The organism is Enterococcus sp. DIV0756, from assembly GCF_051710745.1.
In the GTDB taxonomy this organism is placed as follows: domain Bacteria; phylum Bacillota; class Bacilli; order Lactobacillales; family Enterococcaceae; genus Enterococcus_A.
On the sequence record NZ_JBIOLF010000001.1, the window covers coordinates 603667 to 625958 of the forward strand.

The window sequence follows — 22292 nt, forward strand, 5'->3', positions numbered from 1 at the left end:
TTATTCACCTCAAACATTCCCTGAAAATATCAAGCAGTTGAAAAAATTTTAACTAGTATTTGCTACTTGTTCCCTCAGAGGTAACTATGACAAGAACAATAACGACAGTAAACACTTTTAACGTAAAAAAATCTGTCTATTTCTTTCGCATAGATTTTGAAAAAGAAAAAATAAGCAAGACAAGACCTATCGTTATTAATAGACTAAATAACATGAACAAAATAATACCTGTTCGTGACAGCGAATCAAATAAAGTCAATAGTTGTTGCATGTGTGTTCCTCCTAGGTTCTATTTTACTATAGATCGTACACAAAAATACATAGCGGTCAAACCACAAGAGTTAATGTCCAAGTAATATACGCCAAAGTCATCCATTGGATATGAGGATGAAACGATTAAAGCATTCTCTCTATTATCTAAAATTTTATCACAACATAATAATTAATTAAATCAAACACGGGATTTTTATATTTTTTGTTAATAGAATTATTTTTTTAATCTCAAAAGAACCATAAAAAATTAAAAATAGTGTTTGATGAAGGGACGGGGATGATTTTATGTACAAAATCATTTTAATTAATAATAAACTGAATGTAAGTAGTTTTGTGATTCCTGATGCAAGTATCTTTGAAAATGATGAAAGCTGGACTTTTCAACTTGAAAGGATAGCCTATCGATTTTGCTGCGTATTTTAAAATAAAACACTTTGATAGCAACTATTTCGCCATGCTATAATGTAGGCGAAAAAACCTGCTACCTGAAAGGCAGGGAAAATCATGCAAAAATATCTACCGACGAACGATCTTCTTTTTGGCATTGGTACTATTTCTTAAAAACAGGAGAAGTCGCAGATCAGGCACCAGATTACATCAAAGAAGCCAAAACCAGAATCGATTTTCTAAACCTAGAAAGCGAGGAACAAGAAATGATAATGATAAAGTCGTTAGCGATGCGATCTTGTCCACGAGGTTTCGTGAAGAGCGTGAAGAAGAAAAACGTAGACTGGCTCTTGAGTTTTTAAAAATAGGAATTACGTTTGAACAAGTATCAAAGGCTAAAGGATGGGATATAGAAATACTTAAAGAGCTGAAAAATGCAGAAGGATAGTTAAAGACATTAGGATAATTTTCTATGTAGTAAATTCTGCATCTCAACACCTGCGATCATTCTATCTATCGCAGGTGTATTTATTTTGTATCCTTTTTGAAGATTTATACCCGACCTTCAATCAATCTTCTTTGCAGCTCCTTCACACAATCGGATACCGGACTAATCACACCATCCGTTGTCGTTCCCATTCTTTGTTGCAGGGCAAGGCAAGTCATCGGGCCAAAGTTCCCGTCTGTGGGCACACGTAATAAGGCTTGGAGTGCACGGATCATCATTGATCCGCCATGTCCAAACTGAACAGAAGGAATGAATTGATTGGCGGGATTTTTAATCTGTCCGCTAATAATCCCGTCTTTGATCCCGCAATTCAACACTTCTTGTAAGCGTCTTGTAGTTGCGGGTCCCCATGAACCATCGATCGCTAAGAGGCGTTGTTGGCTGCTGTTTTCAGATGGTCCAGTGACACTCGCATTTTTTAATCGAAAATAGCGCACAGGCAACCCTGAATAATCTCCCATACAGCCAATCGCTTTAGTGACTGCGATATTTTGACAGCCTTTGGAATAGGTACAATGCAAGGCATCCCCATTGATATCTCCTAAGAAGAAGCCAGTATGTCCAGCTGATCCTAACGATGCGCCTTCATGACCGGCTATCCATAAGTCTCCTCTGCGAACGTCACTTCGATTGATTTCCAGTAGTAACGAGCCTTTCAACTTGAACAACGTCTCTGTATTCCCGATAAAGGCATTTTTTGGAAGAAAGCCCGCCACAATCAATGAACGAAAGACAAAGCTCGAACAATCCATCGAGCGTGCCCCAAGTCTGTTGGCCATGGAGTAACAGACTTTTCCCCGTAAGGCTAAGCCGTATTGCAACGCGGATTCAGTAGTTGGCAATGAGTTCACCCCCTTACTGAATGTTGTTTTCCTGATCGTCTTTATCAGGTGCTTCTCCGACATCTCGTTCGAAGACCCCGAGCCATTTCTGCAGCCAAGTGATTTTCAGTCCGAAATCGTGGGCATTTTCCAGTATCGATCCTATCTCGTAAATAATCAGAAGGACGGTCCAGAACAATGCGACATTAATTGGCAACTTGATTCCGACAATTGGTGCAATTTTATCTAACGCGGCGGCGCATATGATGGTTGAAAAGGTAATAAATTTGGTAAATAAACCATATAGATTGATGGAGGACACCCATGTGTGGCTTCTAAGTGCTTTGCCATATCCGGTAAAAAGATCGAGTCCTACCATCGTGAGGAAGACACCCATGATCGGCACGCTGCCGCCGAATAGAGAGTGAATGAGTGCTTCAAGTGAGGCAATCAGTGATAGATTCATAAAATCCCTGCTCTTTCTTAATTTTTAATTTGCCCAACCCCTGTGACCGTGATCGCAGGGGTTGAGGGTTCTTTTTCCTACGCATGATTGACAGGATTTAGCTGTAATTGGTTATTCTCGTGGGGTGCTCTCTGGCGCGTCTTTGTTTCGGCTCCTTCGTCTGAAAAGCCGATGGAACAAGCCTTTGTTTTTCGTTGTGTCTTGAATGTCAGTGTCAGTTGCTTGATGAATATCAGCTTCCTGTTGTTGGTACTCGTAACCAATGATTTCCACCGGTGGCTCATGGTTAATGGGTGGAAGCGAGTCCTTATTAATGGTTATCGTTGCTTCTTTAGCATCGATCGTTTCAATCCGCGTCAATCGATCATAATGACGCCCAAGTGGTTGGACTGAAAGTGGGTTGATACTAGTTGCTTTGGTAGCTAGATCGTTTCCTGTTTTTTCTGATTCATCGATCACCTCAAAACAGCCAACTTCTTCACAGGTTGCTTCCATCGGTGGTTCGATTTCTGGTGTTAATTCTTCCGGTTCATGTTCCAAATCAAAGATCAATGTTTCAATCGTGGTCACAAACTTGGCCGATAGGGCGGAATCAAATAGTTTTACGCCATCTTGTTCAAATAGGTCGAGTGTGGTTAATAGTTCGCAAGCTTCTTTGATTTCTTCTGCCGGCAAGCTGGTGTCCACGTTTTTGTAGCGCCAGGTATGTCTTCCACCGTCATTCTTCGAAAATAGTGCGACTAAATCTGTCGTTTCAGTGCTCATACGATTTTTCCTTTCATACGTTTTCTATTTTTCCTGCGTAGGATTTCTATATCATGACTCAGTAGTTTCTTCGGGACGGACAGTTGAGATAAGGGAACGGACAACAGAGAAGACTTTTTCGCCAAAATTTCTTATGGGAAAGACACGTAGTTTTAGTCGTTTCCACTCAGGTGCTTGAAAGTAATCCTCAAAAAAGTAAAAGAACCGTTTCATTGTACGTGTCGCTTTGGTGTTCATAAACAAGTAGCGGACAAGATCCTCCAGAATGTGGGCGAACTCTTGCGCGCCAAGCTTGAAGCGGACACGTAACGCTAAGATATATTTGATGGTTACACTGCTATTTTGTGTTTCTTGATAAAATTCCATGATGCGTTTTTCTAATGTTTCTGGTTTTAGTGAAAATGCTTGGTCGCATGTCAACAGTTGCTCATTCATGGATTTCTCCTCCTTGTTTTATCTGTAATGTGGATATAGTAGAGGAGGGCGGTACGTCTACCGCAACTCCTCAAATACTTCTTTTTACGGTTGTTCTTGTGTGATATCAAAAATCACGGTTTCGATCGTTTCGATGTATTTCGCACTTTCAACGGTGTGGAATAGGTCTGCGCCGTCTTTATGAAAGAGTTTTACCCGAGTCAGTCGTTCCAACAGGGCTCTGATTTCAAGAGGCGATTTCTTTGTATCAGGATTAATCAAACTCCAGGTTTGTTTCTTGCCTAGGCTGTTTCTAAATACGGCCACTAATTTCTTTTTCATCTAGCTGCACCTCCTTATTTGGTATAACGTGATTGACTGGTTAGGATCACGCCGTCTAAGTTGCTGTCTTCAGGGGAAAGAGCGGTTAAGATGTCTCCTAATTCCAAAACGGCTTCTTCCGTTGGTTCATCGATGACGTTTTGAAAGGTCACCTTGCTTAGTTTGTCTTCGCCAGTATCGATTTGTACTTGTAATTTATTGCCAATTTTTTGAATCATAGTGATTCCTCCGTCATGTTTGTTTTTTGTTCCGGCCGGTGATTAAAAGATAGCCGAATTCGCCAAAAAGTGCGAATTGGAAATTAACCACCATCCCCCCCAATTTGACTCGTTTTGGGGTAAAAAGGGCCCTTTTTAGGCCGAAAATGGTCAAATTGGGGGGGGGCTGTGTCAAATTCCAATTTGAGATTCATTTCTATTTGTAGTATTATAAAAGGTTTACCTTTTTTCTAATGAATTACGTTCAAAAAAGACTAGATGAACAAATCATCTAGTCTTAGAAAGGATTAACGTCAATTCTCCCAACGCAAATTATCGGGGTTCTTAATCAGCTTTTCGTAGTAATAGAGAATAGAGTCTTTTGATAACAACGACTGATTTCGCCATTAGGGGTAATAAAATTCTTTTAACAGCGGTCGCTTGGCTAAGTTCACAGAGGGGACCAATGCGTAGGATCCAAGTACTTGTTTGGTTCGATGTTCTTCATAAAAACACCTAATAAAAAATTAAAATGGTGTTTCTACAAAGAAGATACAACGAAAACAAGGAATTTATTTCCATATTTCCGTGTTAAAAACTAAAAAAATACAAAAAGTAATCGGTTGCTTCGATATTTAAAATAATCTGAATAGAAAAATATAATGTAAACGTTATAAAAAGTAGTATTTAATGAATTTAAATATATAATATAAAGGCAACTTCCTCTTTGTGAGAGAAAGTTGCCTTTATAAGTTTATAAATAAATAGTGAGGAACATTGTGTTGCTGGATAAGAAATTTGATAAAACGTTACTTAGTCTTATAAAAAACTAGAAATATCAAGAACTAATTGAAATTTATTAACTTATATGTGTGATATATCAAAAACAATTCATAAAGCAATTATATATTATTAATTATTAATAGGCAACACACTTCATAAAAATAATTATATTTAATCATTTGCATAATAAAAAACTAAGACAGACCGTTCAATTTGTCTCTTTTCTTTAGAAATCAGACCATTATATGCCGTCTGTTAAGCCGTCAGAAATAGGAGGAATTAATCATGCGTAAAGGGGAAAATATCTATTTGAGAAAGGATGGGCGTTGGGAAGGACGCTATCCAAAAGGCAGAAAACTAAACGGGAAAATCAAGTATGGCTATGTCTATGGAAAAAGCTATGGGGAAGTCAAACAAGCATTGTATCCCTTACGAATTCGTTACCACTCTCTCCAACAAATTCAAGGAATCTCCGCGGGGACCTTTGGGGAATGGACCGCTGAGTGGTTCAATGAAGTGCGAGAAGAGGTCAAACCCTCGACGCTTTCCAGTTATTATTACAAATTAACCAAATATATCTTTCCGCTCATCAGGGATATTCCATTAAATGAGCTGACCTTGGAGTCCGGAAAATGCCTTTTGAAGGAGCTTCAAAAACAATTGGCGAACTCCACCATTCAGGTGATCTTTCGTATCGTAAACAAATGCCTGAATCGAGCAAAAAAGAGTGGAAAGATCACCACGAATCCTTTTTCTGAGCTGAAATTACCAAAGGCAAAACAAAAGAAGGTCCGGGCCTTAACGCTGAGTGAACAAAAAAGAGTGATGAAGATTGCCGCTAAAGAAAAGAAAGGACGTGGGATTCCCGCCTTACTAGCGTTGTATTCAGGGTTGCGGATTGGAGAAATCGCGGCTTTAAAATGGACGGACATTGATTTTGAAACCAATTTGATCTCTGTTCATCAGACCTATCAACGGATTCCAGCGAGCCACTCCTTAAAAAAAACGCAATTGATTTTGGCAGATTCGAAGACAGAGGCTTCGGTTCGCGTGATTCCCATCAGTCAGACCTTAAGGAAATTATTGTTGAAGCACCGCAAGGAGTCAAAAGGGAGTTTTGTCTTTTCCACAAATGGGCAACCGTGTGAACCCCGATTATTAACCTATCATTTCCATCGGATTCGGTTGAAAGCTGGATTGATCCAGATTCACTTCCATCAACTGCGCCATACCTTTGCGACTCGCTGTTTAGAAGCGAAGAAAGACATTTCTTCAGTCAGTGCCTTGTTGGGTCACGCCTCCACTCAAATGACGCTTGATACATATGTTGATGCCATGTTGGAACAGCGGGTTCAAGTCATTCACGAGTTAGATGGACTTATTAGCTGAAAGTACATGTAATGGCTTTCAAAAAATGGCCACTTTAATTTTGGCGTCTTCTTTTTTCTCATTTTGAGTAAGCGCTTACTTGGATCTGTGATTTTATTTTTAACGAGTCGTTTCTTCATAAAAGTAATTATTTTTAAAGAAAAAGAATCGCGTTATTTAATCAAAACTAAATAAGCCGTCAATCCTCGTCAAAAAACGCTGGAAACCCTGATAAGAAGCGGTTTCGAGTGTTTTTCTAGTTTTTTATAAGACTAAGAAGAAATAATACTCGAATTGTATTGAAAACTAGAGGTATTAAGTAAAAATGAGGAACTTATTGTGTATTTTGAAGGGAGGTATGTTTATCGACGGACAGACATACTAATTTTTATGATTTCCCAATACCCAAGAAGAAGGCGAATTCTATCTTAGGTATTGGAAAAATGAATATGTGAGAAATTTGGCGGTAACCACTTCTCATGTATCCATTTTACCTAATTTAGGCGTAAAAAACAAAGAAGAGTAAAGGAGTTTATTATGAAGAATAAGAGAAAATGGATAAGTAAAATAGCGTTGACCTTAGGCGTGTTAACAATGTTGGGGGCATCTGGAGCTGGTGCAGTGCCAATGGTTTATGCAGCGGATGACAAAATCAGTACGAACCCTGTATCAGACCACACTTCAGATCGGACAATTACATTATGGAAATATGAAATCAACAGCGCAGCCGAATTAGGCGATCGAGGAACTGGTGATCCAAGTATGCCTCCTTCTTTGGCAGGTAAACAAGTAATGAAAGATGTAAAATTTGAAATTGTTAAAATTGTGGCAATTCCTGGAGGAAAATCACTAGTTAATCCACTAGACACAGTAGAAGGTACGGACTGGGAAGTAGACACAGAACACCCATACACAGCAACAGGAACCACTGATGAAAATGGTAAATTGAAATTTGATGTAAGTACTGGAATGTCAGATAAAAAGGACGCAGATGGTATCTACATTGTCCGTGAAATTCCAGATGCGTCGGGAAATTATACGTATACAAAACCTGGTGATCCAACTGCAACACCGCCAGTTCCTGATGAGACTGGCTTGAAAGTAACGAAACCAATGGATCCATTCTTTGTTCATTTACCACAAACCAAACGTGATGATACGAGCAAATTGATCTATGATGTTCACGTTCATCCGAAAAATATCGTAGCGAATACGGAATTAGACAAAACAGTTGAAGGCGGTAAAGGATTCTCGATTAAAGCCGGTAACTCTTTCCAATGGGAAGCTACAACGACATTACCTGAAGGCTTATATGCGATTGCCTCGCAAGATATGACGATCACAGACTATGTAGATCCAGCTGACCCAACCGCAACACCAACAGATACAGCTTTCTCTGCAGGTGATGAAATCTACGCTTCTTACTTCCATGTTACGGATGAAATCAGTGCAGATTTGATGTTAGAAGACGCGACAGTTTACGGATTAGATACTTCTGGTACGCCAACACAATTAGTTAATGGTACTGACTATAAAGTTACTTTGGACGGAACAACCATTGCTCCTGGAGCCAAGGTTGAAGACTTGACTACGGGTACTGCAAAAAAAGTTGTTGTTAGTTTAACTAAAGATGGGATGAAAAAGCTTGGCGTAAACAATCTTCCGAAATTACAAGTTGTTTATAAGGTAAAAGCAGATAATGATTTCAACGGAACGATCTCCAACCAATACACCATCGACTATCTATTGCCTGGCGGAACACCTGATACGAATACCAGTGATAAGCCAGAGTATTATGATGGTGGATTTGACATTAAAAAGACGGACGATAAAGGCACTGCTTTAGCAGACGCTGAGTTCTATCTTGCAGAAACTGAGGCTGACGCAAAAGAAGGTATTTTCTTAGCAAGTAATGGTAAATCTTATAGATTAAAAGATCATGATACAGACACATCGAAATTAGCTGAAGATCCAGCGGATGATGGTGCAACTTTCTTAACGGCTAAGTCAGACGCTACAGGTAAAGCTGAGTTTAATGGTCTGAAGTTAGACTGGTTTACAGATTCAAATGGAAATGGGAAACAGGACCCAAGTATTGACTCAGAAAAAACGTGGCAAAAAGAGAAACCAACAGATCCAGACGACCGTACACCATATATCTCTAAAAAATATTGGTTAGTGGAAACAAAATCACCATCTGGGTATGAATTGCTTAAGAGTCCAGTTGAAGTGACAGTTACGTTGACATCACATGATGATGTAGTAATTGACGTAGAAAACAAACCTAAAACAGATCTACCATTCACCGGTGGCACTGGCACGATGTTATTAGTGATCATCGCAATCGGATCTATCACCATTGGTACAGCATCAATCGCCATTGATAAAAAACGTCGTCAAGCTTAAAAATGGGACAGAAAGGAAGGACAGACCATGCGCGATAGAATCAAACAAAAGCCAATAGTCGCAGTTCTTCTTCCAATCTTATTTCTACTGGTAGCCCTTATCTCGGTCTACCAGTGGAATCCATTGAAGGCAGATGACCAGAATGCTCATTTGGTTGATGTGAAGGTCAATGGGAAAGAAATCGACAAGAATTATTCAGTAACGGAGCAAGGGACTCTTTTAGAAATGAGCACCGAGGAACCGCAAGTGCTGAAGTTCTTAGAATCAGAGAAGTACAAAGTAGAACTTCTGAATGAAAAAGGAGAACCACTTCCTTCAGAAGAAATATCAGAAGAAAAACTAAAACATTATCAAGAGTTAGTGACGTCTAATCAGAAAAGTACAGAGCAAACAGATCAAAGCTCCGCTTTAAGCGATAGCTCAACCACTCAACCAAGTACATCAAAAGAAGTGGAAGAAATTGCCAGTCAACTATTCTATGTAGTAGAAGATGAGAAGAAAATCCCTTATCTTCTATTGGATAAAGAAGAAACGATTTGGTTGAGCGTTGTGAACAAGAAGCCAGAAGAGGCTACAAGTGTCGTGTTTGAAAAAGTAGACGTAAATAAAAAGCAGACATTAATTAACTTTGAAGCAAAGAAGAAGGAAACTACTGAAACCTCTAATAAGGAGAAAGAATCCTCTTCCGAAAGCAAAAAAAGCTCTGAGAATAAAGAAAAACAGGAATCAGCAGCGACTAAGAATAGTTCGACGAGTCAAGAAGCAAAGAAAGACAGCACAGAGAGTCAGAAAAAAGAGACCACTTCAAGTAGTAAAGAACCAGCGAAGAAGTCAGCAACCAAGACAAAAGCAACAAAACTAACTAAAGAAGAAAAGAAACGCAATTTAGCGATTGAACAACTTTTAGATGAAAAATACGAAGAAAAAGATTCGTTTAAACCGATTGAGTTACCCGCCGAAAGAGCGAGTAGTCGAGAAACGAGGTCTGGGGAATCGCCGATTTCAGTGACTGGTGCCAAGATGACCATCAAGGATGGAACCGCAAGTTTTGATACTGGAAACGATAATCCTGGATACGATTCTGGTGATAACAATCAGCTTGTTCGTTCATTCGACTCAATAATCTACCTTTTGACTTTTTCATTAGAAGCGAGCGATCCGAATACAACTTATTCTGACATAAAGTATAGTGTGAACATGGAGTTGCCGAATGCTTATGCATTAGATGATTCTGGAAAACAACGATTTAATGCAGAGGTTGTTGATAGTGAGAGCGGGGAGTTAGTTAACGATGACTCCACAGGTACTACAAAAACTTCAAAAGGAAAAATGGAGTCCACGATTAATGGCAATGGTCAAATTCTTCTACCGATGCTTGTGAATGTTTATGGCGCTCAAAATGGAACATTGATCAAACCGACAATGAAAATAACAATTATCAGCGCGAAAAATGATAAAACAGGTGAAACTGAAGAGATAAATAAAATTTACGATCAAGAAGATGAAAATTTGGCAGATGTGTTGAAATTGAGAGAGACAAAGGTTTCAGCCAAGCCTTCGATTACTGCAAAATTAACTAAGGGAAACAAACTAGTAATAAATGAGTTTGCTCCCCACTTAGTTGGAAATACTGAATGGGATGCCACAGGTATAGGTGTTACTTTAGGGCTAACACCAATTGCAGGTCGAACTGATGCTGACTTTAGAGGATCAACCTTTCCGAATGGTGAGATAAAGGTGAAAATTGGTTCAGATTCGTTTTATCAAACCGGATATGGAGCTGCTAAAACACCTGTTCCTACCCATGAAACGAATAGCATACTGAATTGTACTAGACCAATTTATGCGATGGCTTCTTCAGTAGCAAAATCTGATACCAGTGGTTGGGATCAAATTATGTATCCTGGTAAGACCTTAAATATAACCGATGAGTTGATCTCTTTACCTATACCTAATGGAAAGTCTAAAAAAATATTTGTTACAGAGCCGACCGTTTCTGCTGATGAAAAGAAAGAAATCGGAGTATACGATACAGGGAATGTCAATGTTACTAACGGTGATTTAGCAATGACATTGACGAATTCGGATTATGAACCAATCTATAATCCATATACGTATAATCTAAATGGTACTAAGACAAGTAATAACGAGAAGCTGTTTTCCAGTTCCATGATGATTGTACAGTGGTGCAGAGCATACATGGACCAAAAATCAACAGGGATTTTTTCTACTGATCTTAAAATATCTAATATAAGTTATGAAGGTCAGCCGAATGGGTCATCGTCATCATCTGTTACTTTTTCGGAAATAAAAATACCGGGAGGAACTAAAACTAGTTTGGCTTCCTTCACAGGCTATGGTTTCAATGGACTAAGCACTACAGGTGACCGATGGCATTCAGCCGGTGATGGAAAAGTAGCGAGAGGCGCATCAAACATTTACGTAGGGGGCTCTAGCATATTCAACTATCACGAAGGAACTGAGGCACAAATATTAGTCAGATGGAATGCTAATTCTTTCGAATATGATCCTAGCAGAGATATTTGGTGTCAAGAAGCCGGGATGCAGGCTGCTAAAACGCGATATGGAGTTGGAAAAACTAAAAATAATCCAACATTAACCGCAAATACTCAGACTAATTTAGAAAATGAATATGAATGGTACAACACCTATCAAGAGGCAGAACTTCATGGAAAAATATCTGCTGTAAAAGTATGTTATGACAAAAATGGATATCTAGGAACGTATACAGCAATACCAGTGAATGTGGTTGGTCAAGTAGGAGGAAAGGATCAATTTGGAAATGCCAATGTATGTATGATTAATTCTTACATACATAATTCCAGAGGAGCTGTTATAAATCAATTTCCAGAAGTAGGATATGCATATGAACCATCAGCATTTGATGTTCAAGGGAATAAAATTTCTGGACATAGAGATCCTGAAACTAGTAGGAATGGCGCATATGGAGATACCGTATACATTAAATCTTTTGGAATATCGACTACTACAACACCAGAGAAACCGGTCTATAAGACGAATGAAACAATTAAGTGGAAAGTTGTGGGTAATATTCTATCAGATGCAAATGAGGACTATATGGTTCGATTAACCACGACACTACCTAAGAATTTAACCTATGATTTCAATTCTTCTACTGATAGTAATGGCAATAGTTTGCCGGAACCTACTATCATTACTAACGATGCAACTGGGGAAACAACTCTTATATGGTCAATACAAAGCCTAAATCCAATGGATCCATTGAGAAACACAGCAGAAATTCGATTTACAACAACACCTGTATTAAAGCATTTAACATTTAATGATGTATCTTTAGCTACCACTAGAATATCTACAGTAGGTGATATCTATTTACAAAATAACCAAAGTATCAAGGATGAGTCACCAGCATGGATGAGAAGTTCAAGTGGAAGCGTCAATCTCTATCAAGTCCAACAAATCACGCTGACTAAAGAAGTGGATAAGAGCTTTATCGAAGTTGGGAATAAGGATCCGGCAGTTTCACCAGCAGCGGATCGAGAGGCGTTGACAGATATCACGTATAAAGTGACATTAGATAACTTCAGTTCTGACAAATTATTGAATGTAAAAGTTTTAGATGAGTTGCCTTTTGACACAGATAGTCTTGGAACGGATTTAGGTGGTTCATTCACTGTGAAAAGCATCAAAATTATTACTGGCAGTGGTGATATCACCTATACAAATAATCCTGTACCTTCGAATGAAAGGGATAATCCTAACTTAGTTTCGGGGGCTTGGTCTCCATATGTTCCTGGGTCATCCAATTCGGAAATAATAAAGAATGCCAAGGGATTTGTCGTTACATCCAAAGAATTAGATGTTGGAGATTCACTGGTATTTGAGGTTACGATTTCACCAACTGGTCAAAAGGCAGGAAATATTCTGCGAAATCGAGCGGCTTTTAATAGTCATCTTAATCTTCCTGTAAAAAGTAATATCGTCCAAACCCAAGTGTTAGGACGTGATCTAACTGGTTATGTCTGGTATGACGATGACTACGACGGATTGATTGGGAATAAGTCTGATGGGACACCTGAAGATCCCGTTAGTAATATCGCCGTGAAATTATACCGAACGAGCTTGGAAAAACCATCCTATGCAAATGAACTAGTCGAAGAAAGTTTATCAGGAGAGAAGTTCATTGATTCGTCTGGTAATTCCTTGGTCAAAACAGGAGCTGATGGGAAGTATAAATTTTCAGACCTTCCTGAAGGTAATTACATTGCGGAATTCATGGTTGGAGATATCGTAGTAACGCAAAAGATTGCGATTGTTACTAAGGAGTGGCAAGGAACGAATGTGGCGTTGAACTCAAAAGCCGATCCTGATCCAACTTCTACTACAGCATTCAAGACACCGTCTGATTTTAAGGATCCGAATACTGGATCACTTTATTTCAATCATCCTGAATTAGCTAACTTACCAACACTTCTGACTGGTACGGATAAAGTAAGCCATATCACCGATGTCAACGCCGGTCTAACTCGTCTTTCGAAGATCAAACTTTTCAAGTATGAAGAAGGTTCAGTCATTGATGTCAATAAAGACGGTCATTTAAGCGATGCTGAAATTGAAGCAGACACCACCAATGCTTTAGAAGGCGCCGAATTCCAGTTGTATAAAGGGGAGAAAGACGACCCTAATACGATTAAAGATGAAAATAAAATCGGGAGTCCTGTTGCAACAGGAAGCGATGGCTGGCTAGAATTTGGCAGCTTACCACCTGGGCATTATACGATTGTTGAAACCAAGGCACCGGATGGATTCGAGTTATTGAAAAATCCGATTGAAGTGTATGTTCCGACATATAATTACATTGCGATCGTTCATGTGCCCGATAGTGCTCAAACCAAACTACCATTCACTGGAAGCACAAAAGCCATGCGGATCATCTTGATTGCGGCGGCTTGTTTCTTAGTCATTGGCATGACTGGCGTTTTCTTACATTTTCGACCAATCAAAGTAAGGGGAGGAAAATAAAATGAAAAAACTACGTCGTTTGTTGTTCTGTTTGTTTGTTTCCTTCCTGTGCTTTGGTGGGGTGGCCTCTGCTCATGCCGAAGCAGAAGCCACGGAGAATGTTGGTTATAACATCTACATTCAAAAGTACAAGATTCTCGACTTTGCAAAAATCGAGAGCACGCTGCCGTTGGATGGAACGAAGGTCGATCAAGTGAAGGATGCGGATGGGAAGAACCTTGACCCATTACCGGGGATGTCCTATGAGATTACCCGTGTCACTCCGATTCAAGGTGCTTCCGGGTTTGAACCTGTTCAAGGGGACGGCGCTTTTGCGACAACCGTGACCACGAATGAAAAAGGCCTCGCTCATGTGGGAAACCTCGTTCAAGGGATGTACCAAATTGTTGAGAAGGAACATGCGCAGCTAAAAGATGTGATGGAACCCGTGATCGTCGAGCTGCCGTTTCCCCAACAGACGGGTGAACCCTTGAATGAAGTCTACATTTATCCCAAGTCCAGTGTTGTCGGCGATACCCCTAAATTGCCTACGACCAAAGGCGTGATAGTAGATGAAAAAGGGGAGATTAAGAAGCTGCCGCAAACCAGTGGGAATATCGGAACAGCCCAAGTGTTGATCTGGATTCTAGCAATGATTTTTGCCATGGGTGGCTTCGGAATGCTCAGTATCCACCGGAAGAAAGATGTCTTTTAAGAATTGATTGATGCATCATTACTGAAGAAAGAATCTAGGATGCGTAATTTTTGGTATCCTTGGATTCTTTCTTTCAAATTGTGAACCCTATTGGAAAGAAGGACCCGTCATGAAGAAAAACAAGAAGCCTAGAAAACATTCCTTTTTGAAAATCTTTGCGATCATCATGATCGTGGGCGGTGTGTTAACCCTTCTGTATCCAATTGTTGGGAACTATTTAGCCAATCGTGAACGAAGTCAGGCTGTTTCTGAGTACGATGACACAATGAAAAAAATGTCGCAAAAAGAAAAAGACGAACAATGGGCGTTGGCGAAGGCTTACAACGAATATATCTACAATAAACAAGAAGGATTACCGAAGGGTGATCCGGTGGTTTACAACAAGATCATGAAACAAGGGGATGTCATGGGCACCGTGGACATTCCTGCGATTGATATCAAACAAATGCCTTTTTTTCATGGCACGTCCTTTAAAACATTGGAAAAGGGTTTGGGTCACTTTGAACCCACCTCCATCCCGATCGGTGGGAAGAATACCCATTCGGTGATTACGGGACACAGTGGGGTGAAGAACCAAGTCTTGTTTACGGATATCCGTAATCTAAAAGAAGGCGATTTGTTTTTTATCAATATTTTAGGCAAACGCTTGGCGTATGAGATTGATTCCTTTGAAGAGATTCTGCCAAGCGATGTCGATAAGGTCAAGATACATAAAGGTAAAGATAAAGTGACGTTGCTTACCTGTACGCCACCGGGAATCAATACCTTCCGGTTGTTAGTCACCGGACATCGGATTGATTATAAGACAGCGGTCAAGAAGAAAGTCAAGAAACGCAACACCTGGAGCTATCAAAACATTGTGCTGGCAACACTCGGCTTGAATGTCGCGATCTTCGCGTTATTGATGGGCTTGTATCGTCGCTTTATCAAACGGTTCCGATCAGAAGACCCGGTTGTTTCAGCGAAAGCTCGTAAGAACTTGAAACGTCTATTTACTGTTACCAAGACGCTCTTCATTATCCTGTTCATTACCATGACCGCTGTGTTGATCACCGCGATTTATGGTTATCTCCATATGGAACAGGAACCGGCATCGGCGGCCGTCAATGTCGGGGCGACAGAGGAGTTGAGTTCCTACAATATCGACAAGGTCCAAAAAGCGAACTATGGCGAGAAACAAATCGCCAGTGTTAAAATCTCGGATTACGCCAAAGCGAAATCCGTGGTTCAAACCACTACTAATAACTGGGGCATTGGAAAGATTGTGATTCCCGATGTCTCGATTGACCTGCCGATCCTTGCTGGGATGGCGAATGAAAACCTGTTAACAGGAGCGGCCACCTACCGCTCCGATCAACAATTAGGCCGTGGAAATTATGTCGTTCTGGCCCACAATATCTTCGATAAAGATGTCTTATTACACCGGATTCAAGACTTAAAAAAAGGGCATCTAATTTACACAACGGATTTTAAAAACGTCTATGTCTACGAGGTTTCTTTGAACAAGATCATTGAAGAGACCGAGGTGTCTTATGTGGAAAAAGAACCGAAGAATGGAATCGCAAAAATTACGCTTCTACGTTGTGAAGGCGATATCGGTACGATCTATCGGCGACTTGTTCAAGGAAATCTCAAAAGCGTCGAGCCGTTGCACGATGCAGAAAACGAGCTATTTAAAAAAATGAAGCTAAAACGCGACGATGGGGAAATCGACGGCACGATCGTGAAGAAGGACCCGGTGTCCGAACCCGAACGGGTGAGTATGACGCTGGCTGCTAAGATCATTTCTGATCCGATGCAGACCGTTGTGCCATTGTTCTTATTATTCTTATTACCGATTTTATTCTTTAGTCTGATTTAGAAGGGGAAACGTTCATGAAAAAAATAGCGATAGGTGTTTGTGGGGTTCTCGTCTTTATTGGCGGCTTAGCTGGTATCCGCAGTGGCGTACTGAAAGCAGGCGAACTGACAAGCGACTCGTCTTTCATTGTAGAAACAGGCACCGTGGAAAGTGCCGTGACTGTGCCGGAAAGCAGTGAAATACCTGTAGAAAAAGTGATTGTTCCTGAAGTAGAAAGTCCTGCACCAATAGAAGAACAGCCGGAAGTACCGATAGAAGAATCGAGTACGTTACCTGAGCCTTCTACTAGTTCAGAGCCTGTGTCGTCCTCGACTTCATCAGATACGGGTTCATCTGAAAGTAGCACAACAGAGTCATCGACCAGTACGTCAGAATCATCAACTAGTACTGACAGTTCCACTTCGGCGTCTAGTAGTTCGTCTACATCAAGTACAACAAAACCGAGCAGTTCGACATCCAGTCAAACCAAACCAAGTACAACAACGCCAAGTAGTGTCGAGCCAACAAACCCGTCGATGAGCCAACCATCAAAAGCGCCGACAACACCTGTAGCACCGGCACCAGCGCCACCAAGTACGCCGGTAGCGCCTGCCACGGGGAATACCGCAAGCGTGCAGTCAAATGATTTCGTTGCGCCTACTGCACCAGAGGCATTCTCGGAAACAAGTACCTTGAAACTACCGGATGAACTAAAAACAGACGAAGTCGCGCAATCAGATTTGAAAGGTTTTGAACTGCCGTTATTAAACAGTTTTGAAACTAAAGAGCATGCGGCAATCATCTACGAAGGCATTAAAAAACTTGGGTTAGAACAAGCCGACAATTACTCTGTGGAACAATTTACTACAGAGCTTTATCAGGAATTATTTAATCTAGAAATTAGTGGAAAACCAGAAAAAATGCCAGAAGAGTTGACAGTCGGTAGTCTGGTCTATCAGAAGAACAAAGAAAAAAATGTCTTACTTGGTGTTTACATCGGGGATGACTATTACTTAACTGTTGATGATGTGGAAATCGAAGAGGAAGAAGAAACATCCAATACAGAGGCTCGTACAACGATCGAAACTGCTAATGAGGAGATAGAAGAACCAGAAACTCAACATCAAGTTGTTGTCGAGACTATCGATCTGGAAGAGGATTTGTTGGTTCAAGAACTACCAGAAACAGAGTTGACTGACTATGGAAAACAAGTTCTTGCGGATTATCCTGCTTCCATGAATTTCACCGAAAATGAGAGCGCAAAGAAATTTATTGAAACCATCGAAGAAGATGCGCAAAAACTAGGACAAGAATATGATGTTTTTGTCTCAGTCATGATCGCTCAGGCACTAATAGAGAGCGGATCAGGAACAAGTACCTTATCCCTTTCTCCTAACTTCAACTTATTTGGAATTAAAGGTACCTATAACGGACAATCCGTATCTATGGCAACCCAAGAAGACCGTGGGAATGGCGAGTTGTATTCTATCAACTCCGCCTTCCGGAAGTATCCCAACTACGCGGCATCATTAGGGGATTACGTCCAATTGATTCGTGGTGGGATCTCAGGTAATGACGGGTATTATAAGCAAGCGTGGCGATCGGAAGCGAAGAATTATTTGCGCACCACCAATGCTTTGACGGGCACCTATGCGACCGATACCACCTATGGACAAAAACTGAACTCGATCATCGCCTTGTATCATTTAACGCAATACGATCGAGTGAAAACCACTGATAGCGATTCCGGCATCTTCATCAAAGGCAAAGAGGAGATTCCAACCGAATATAAAAGTCGGATGAAATATCCTGACTTCAACGGTGTGAACTACAACAGCTCAGGCTCTTACCCAGTTGGTCAATGTACCTGGTATGCCTTTAATCGCGTGAAGCAATTAGGAAAATCGGTGGATGATTATATGGGTAACGGCGGCGAATGGGCAACCAAAGGCAAGGCATTGGGGTATCAAATCAGTCAAAAACCAAAAGCTGGCTGGTTGATTTCCTTTAAACCAGGCGTTGCTGGTTCTGATCCAAGATACGGTCATGTGGCCTTTGTCGAGGTGGTTCGTCCAGAAGGGATCTTGATTTCAGAAGGGAATGTGTACGGCGGAACAGTGATCTCTTATCGAGTGATCGATACCGCTTTAGCCACTTCTGACCAAGTTTCCTATATTAAAGCAAAGTAAATTTATTAGCATGAAAAAGGAGCACCATAACTTATGGCAACTGTTCGATCACGTCAAATGAAAAGAGAAGGAAGTACCCCGCAGCGCTCGATTGGAAAAAGTCTTGTACTGACAATCTTGACCCTGTTGGTCTTAGTGGCGATGTTCATTTCAGGGCAGCTGGTACGCAGAGAATACAGCTTCCATCCCATCTCAGGTACGTCTATGAGTCCCACTCTGACAGAAAAAGACATGGTTCTGGTGAAGAAGCGCGACCCGATTCGCCGCTATGACATTATCGCTTTTTCTGTTAAAGGGGAAAAAGGAAAGTTCGTGAAGCGCGTGATTGGAATGCCGGGAGACACGATGTTTATCCGCAACGATCGGATGGTCTTAAATATTGGGGAGCAGGGGGATTTTGAGACAACGTATACCTTTCAATTGTCCCCAGCGGTAGCGGAAGAATTTCAGGAACTAACCAAGATTCCCAAAGGCTTGTATTTTACCACGGGGGATCATATCGATGTGTCGAAGGACAGCCGGACCTTTGGGTTTGTCTATAAAAAGGAAGTCGAAGGGAAGGTTCAGCTCCATCTTCCTTCCGTGATCGGAAAGCAGGCGGATAGCGAATGAGTAAAACAAACCTGTTGGTGATACTAGGAATACTCAGTGCTGTTTTTGTCATTTTAGCTATTCTCTTTGTGCTAATCAGACTGGTGTTTGATTGGCGATTAACCTTGATCCAACGAGAACCGGATCAATCGCCATTGTTTCGACGAAAACTCAATCATCTCAGAAAAATCGAACAGGCTAGGCATATTCGCTATTTATTGCTTACCTGTTTGATGATCGGAATCGGATTGGTAGTTACCATCGGTGCCTTTCTAGTTTTAGCGAATGACCAACAGAAAATCACTGTACAGAATCAGAAAGCGAATGAACGGATTACACAGTTAGAAAAACAACAGAAACAATTAATCAAAAGCATTCCTTTGAAGAAATATCCGGAGGAAGGGATCGGTCTTACTGACTATGAATGGGACAAGCTGGCTACGGAAGAGAAAGATTCAAAACTACAAGAACAGATGGAAACAGCGATTTCTCAACGCTCAGTCCAATATTTTGGTTCTTCTGATACAAAGGTAACTCTATCTGAACCCAAGAAGTTAACGCTTCAGTTAAAAGGTTGGATAGAGGATGACACGAGTACGGAAATGGTCAAACAGAATCTAGATGCCTTTGCGAAAGAGGCGGAAAAAAGCTCTGAACTAACTGATATTCATGTTCGAATGATTACCTCCGCTGGCAACGAAAAACAGGTCATCTATAACGTCAACTATTCTCGTGAAAAAGGCGAGGGTGTGTTCCATAAGAAAAATGTTTCTGAGCAGAATCTAAAGAATGATGGTGGGAAGGGCTAATGGCAGAAAATAAGAAAAAAAGAAAATGGCTATCAACGCAAGCGTTGAAGGAATTTATCAATGAGATCACGGAAGAAGAATTGAACGCGGAAGAGCTGTACAACGAAACCAATCAATTGCAGGATTCCTATCATTTGGCTAACGAAGCAGCGTCCACCTCAGAATTAGAAGAGCTGATTCAGGAACAAGAAGTCATTTCAGAGGAGCAACAGGCAGAAAAGCCTTCGGAAGAGGACTACTCCCAGCAACAATCCGAGCTCCAACAAATCTACGAGGAACTGGTTGCCTTGAAAAAAGAAGCCGAGGTTCGGGTTCATGAGTTGGAACAGGAAAATGACGCCTTGAAAGAGAAGCTAGACTTTGAACGGGTTCGAATGACAGACGAGTTAACGGAACGAGACGAAGAATGGCAGACGAAGCTTGCCGAGATTGAAGAAGAGAAGCAAGCGACGGAAGCTACGATCTCAGAGCTTCACGAACAACTTGATGAAAAGCAGAAAGAGCTAGAAGAACTCGCAGCGAAAATTGAAAAAGAACAAACTGCAAAAGAAGCAGAGAATGAAGCTGCGGCGGTTGATCTAAAAGAACTGACACGACAGCTAAAGGAATACCAGAAAAACTACGAGGCCTTACAAAAAGAAGCTAGTGAACAGGAAAAAAAGCTGGTTCAGATCAAGGCGGAGCGTGAAGAAGAAACGGCTCAATTTGATCAATTAAAAACGCAATACCATGAATTGGAACAGGATTACCACCAGCTCCATCAACTCAATCAGAAAAATGAAGCGAAACTGGTGGAGCTTCAAGCTGAAAATGATGTGCTGGAAGAACTGCTTGAAGAGAAGGAACAAGAAATCGCAGCGGAGCTTACACGTCTCAGAGAAGATAACACAAAGTACAAACAAACGATCCAACAGTTAAAGGAACAAGTCGCACAAAAGCTTACGAAGGCATTGGAGGAATCAAACATGGCGATCGATGAACACGGACAACAGTCAGAAGAACAGGGACAAGAAGAAATGAGTGAGGATTTCGAACAATTAATTGCGGAAAAAGAAGCCCTCAACAGTGCCTTGTTTGATGCCCATGAAGAAATCGCAAAGCTAGAGGAACAGACGAACCATCTTGAAGAGCTGGAAGCAGAAAAAGAACGATTGGCAAGCCGCTTGGCGGATGCGCAAGTGGAATTAAGCAAATTAAGAGAACAAAAAGCTAACGAAGAAAGCCTTGAATTAATTCAAGCAAAGAAACAAGTGGAAGAACTAATGGAAAAGAACGAACAACTAAAAAAAGAAGTCGTTCAATCCCAACAGGAAATCGGTGAGGTCTTGATTTCTGCCAAGAAACAGGCCAATCGCACGATCGAAGAAGCGCAGACCGAAGCGAAGCACCTGATTAGTTCAGCCGAATTGGAATTAGAAAACATCAGTAACCGGGCGAGGAAAATCTTGATTGAGGTTTCCGAATCACGGAAGAATGTCTTATCGATTTATGATGACTTGGAATTCAAAGTCGAGGCACTCTCGAACGGATCGCTGTTAAAAGAGATAAAGAAAAAGAAACAGGATCAATCATTAGCGAATTATTTTGATTAGAAACGAAACGAGAGAGAAAAGGGGATAGGAACATTTTGATCATAAATTGGATTAGCGTTGCGCTGGTCATTTTGATACTCATCGTTTGGTTTCGGCGAATGATCATTAAGGTGCAGCTGCAGCGGCTGAAGGTACCACCGAATACACCGCTGTCCTTTCAGCGGAAATTGGAGTACGTCAAACAAGCGGAACAAGGAAAACATGTCTCTGCTTTACTCTATTTGACCATCCTCTTAGCAGTGGGTTTACTGTTAACGACCTATGGACTGTTTCAAATGGAGGACCAGCTGCACGTGGTCACCGAACGGACGAATCAATTAAAAGACGAGCTGTACACGCTGAAAAAAGAACAGAAACAAATTATCAACAAGCTTCCCATCAAAGCCTATCCTAACAAGGGCATTGGCTTGAAGGATTACCCATGGGAGGAGCTGTTCTCTGATGAAAATCGGGAGAAGCAATACGAAATCGAGAGTGATATTTCGACAAAGGTGAGTCCATACTTTGGTCTTTCGACAACCCTAATTGTACTGGATATTCCAACGCAAACCTTGAATATCGCTATGGCAGGGGATTCTGGCAGTGAAGAAAACCGCCAACAGATCAAGGACAATATCAAAGCTTTTGCGAAAGAAGCCAAGGATGTGTCGAATCTGACCCAAATCACCTTCCAAATGAACTTAATGAACGATAAGAACAAGAAGAAAACCTATAGCTGTACCTTTTCACGAGAAAAAGCAGACGAAGACTTTTCATTGATCCAAGAAGACGAGTAAGTTACGAATAAGGATTTCAGTTCTACTTCTTGCTTTAGCAAGACAA

At 40.9% G+C, this 22292-nt stretch carries 17 protein-coding genes; 11 read left to right on the top strand and 6 right to left on the bottom strand.

The features are described 5' to 3' along the window. The first annotated feature begins 811 nt into the window (after window positions 1–811). A complete protein-coding gene (locus tag IGI44_RS02920) occupies window positions 812–1108 on the top strand; it encodes a hypothetical protein (RefSeq protein ID WP_438786292.1) in 297 nt (98 codons plus the stop codon). 104 nt (window positions 1109–1212) lie between these two features. On the opposite strand, the gene IGI44_RS02925 is transcribed toward IGI44_RS02920, so the two are convergent. From IGI44_RS02925 to IGI44_RS02950, 6 genes are all read right to left on the bottom strand, one after another. Next, a complete protein-coding gene (locus IGI44_RS02925) occupies window positions 1213–2019 on the bottom strand; it encodes a peptidoglycan amidohydrolase family protein (protein ID WP_438788903.1) in 807 nt (268 codons plus the stop codon). Window positions 2020–2023: 4 nt separating this feature from the next. After that, entirely contained in the window at window positions 2024–2455 is a 432-nt protein-coding gene (locus IGI44_RS02930; RefSeq protein WP_438786293.1) for a phage holin family protein, read from the bottom strand. A gap of 111 nt (window positions 2456–2566) precedes the next feature. Continuing rightward, complete coding sequence (locus tag IGI44_RS02935) at window positions 2567–3220, bottom strand: DUF2922 family protein (RefSeq protein ID WP_438786295.1); 654 nt, start codon at window positions 3218–3220, stop codon at window positions 2567–2569. A 51-nt stretch (window positions 3221–3271) separates the two neighbouring features. Beyond that, a complete protein-coding gene (locus IGI44_RS02940) occupies window positions 3272–3655 on the bottom strand; it encodes a hypothetical protein (RefSeq protein WP_438786297.1) in 384 nt (127 codons plus the stop codon). Between the two features lie 84 nt (window positions 3656–3739). Beyond that, window positions 3740–3976 carry a DUF2922 family protein gene (locus tag IGI44_RS02945; RefSeq protein WP_438786298.1) on the bottom strand — a complete coding sequence of 79 codons (237 nt, stop codon included), beginning with the start codon at window positions 3974–3976 and terminating at the stop codon, window positions 3740–3742. 14 nt (window positions 3977–3990) lie between these two features. Beyond that, window positions 3991–4194, bottom strand: a complete 204-nt coding sequence (locus IGI44_RS02950) for a hypothetical protein (RefSeq protein ID WP_048719264.1) — start codon at window positions 4192–4194, stop codon at window positions 3991–3993. Window positions 4195–5241: 1047 nt separating this feature from the next. Between IGI44_RS02950 and IGI44_RS02955 the strand changes: the two genes are divergently transcribed. The 10 genes from IGI44_RS02955 to IGI44_RS03000 all read left to right on the top strand — a co-directional run bounded on the left by IGI44_RS02955 (window position 5242) and on the right by IGI44_RS03000 (window position 22246). Beyond that, window positions 5242–6345, top strand: a complete 1104-nt coding sequence (locus IGI44_RS02955) for a tyrosine-type recombinase/integrase (RefSeq protein WP_438786299.1) — start codon at window positions 5242–5244, stop codon at window positions 6343–6345. Between the two features lie 516 nt (window positions 6346–6861). Then, complete coding sequence (locus IGI44_RS02960) at window positions 6862–8730, top strand: SpaH/EbpB family LPXTG-anchored major pilin (protein ID WP_438786300.1); 1869 nt, start codon at window positions 6862–6864, stop codon at window positions 8728–8730. Between the two features lie 27 nt (window positions 8731–8757). Further along, complete coding sequence (locus IGI44_RS02965; protein WP_438786301.1) at window positions 8758–13755, top strand: SpaA isopeptide-forming pilin-related protein; 4998 nt, start codon at window positions 8758–8760, stop codon at window positions 13753–13755. A 1-nt stretch (window position 13756) separates the two neighbouring features. Further along, on the top strand, window positions 13757–14449 hold the full coding sequence (locus IGI44_RS02970) for a pilin N-terminal domain-containing protein (protein WP_438786302.1): 693 nt from the start codon (window positions 13757–13759) through the stop codon (window positions 14447–14449). Window positions 14450–14558: 109 nt separating this feature from the next. Further along, on the top strand, window positions 14559–16310 hold the full coding sequence (locus IGI44_RS02975) for a class C sortase (RefSeq protein WP_438786303.1): 1752 nt from the start codon (window positions 14559–14561) through the stop codon (window positions 16308–16310). Between the two features lie 14 nt (window positions 16311–16324). Continuing rightward, window positions 16325–18478: a glucosaminidase domain-containing protein gene (locus IGI44_RS02980; RefSeq protein WP_438786304.1), complete on the top strand. Its 2154-nt coding sequence runs from the start codon at window positions 16325–16327 to the stop codon at window positions 18476–18478. 33 nt (window positions 18479–18511) lie between these two features. Next, the gene (gene lepB, locus IGI44_RS02985; protein WP_438786306.1) at window positions 18512–19090 is read left to right on the top strand and encodes a signal peptidase I; all 579 of its coding nucleotides are present in this window, start codon (window positions 18512–18514) and stop codon (window positions 19088–19090) included. Beyond that, entirely contained in the window at window positions 19087–19878 is a 792-nt protein-coding gene (locus IGI44_RS02990; protein WP_438786308.1) for a hypothetical protein, read from the top strand. The genes lepB and IGI44_RS02990 overlap by 4 nt, the downstream gene beginning before the upstream one ends. Continuing rightward, window positions 19878–21470, top strand: a complete 1593-nt coding sequence (locus IGI44_RS02995) for a hypothetical protein (RefSeq protein ID WP_438786309.1) — start codon at window positions 19878–19880, stop codon at window positions 21468–21470. Before IGI44_RS02990 ends, IGI44_RS02995 begins: the two co-directional genes overlap by 1 nt. Before the next feature lie 35 nt (window positions 21471–21505). Next, window positions 21506–22246: a hypothetical protein gene (locus IGI44_RS03000; RefSeq protein WP_438786310.1), complete on the top strand. Its 741-nt coding sequence runs from the start codon at window positions 21506–21508 to the stop codon at window positions 22244–22246. Window positions 22247–22292 lie beyond the last annotated feature (46 nt).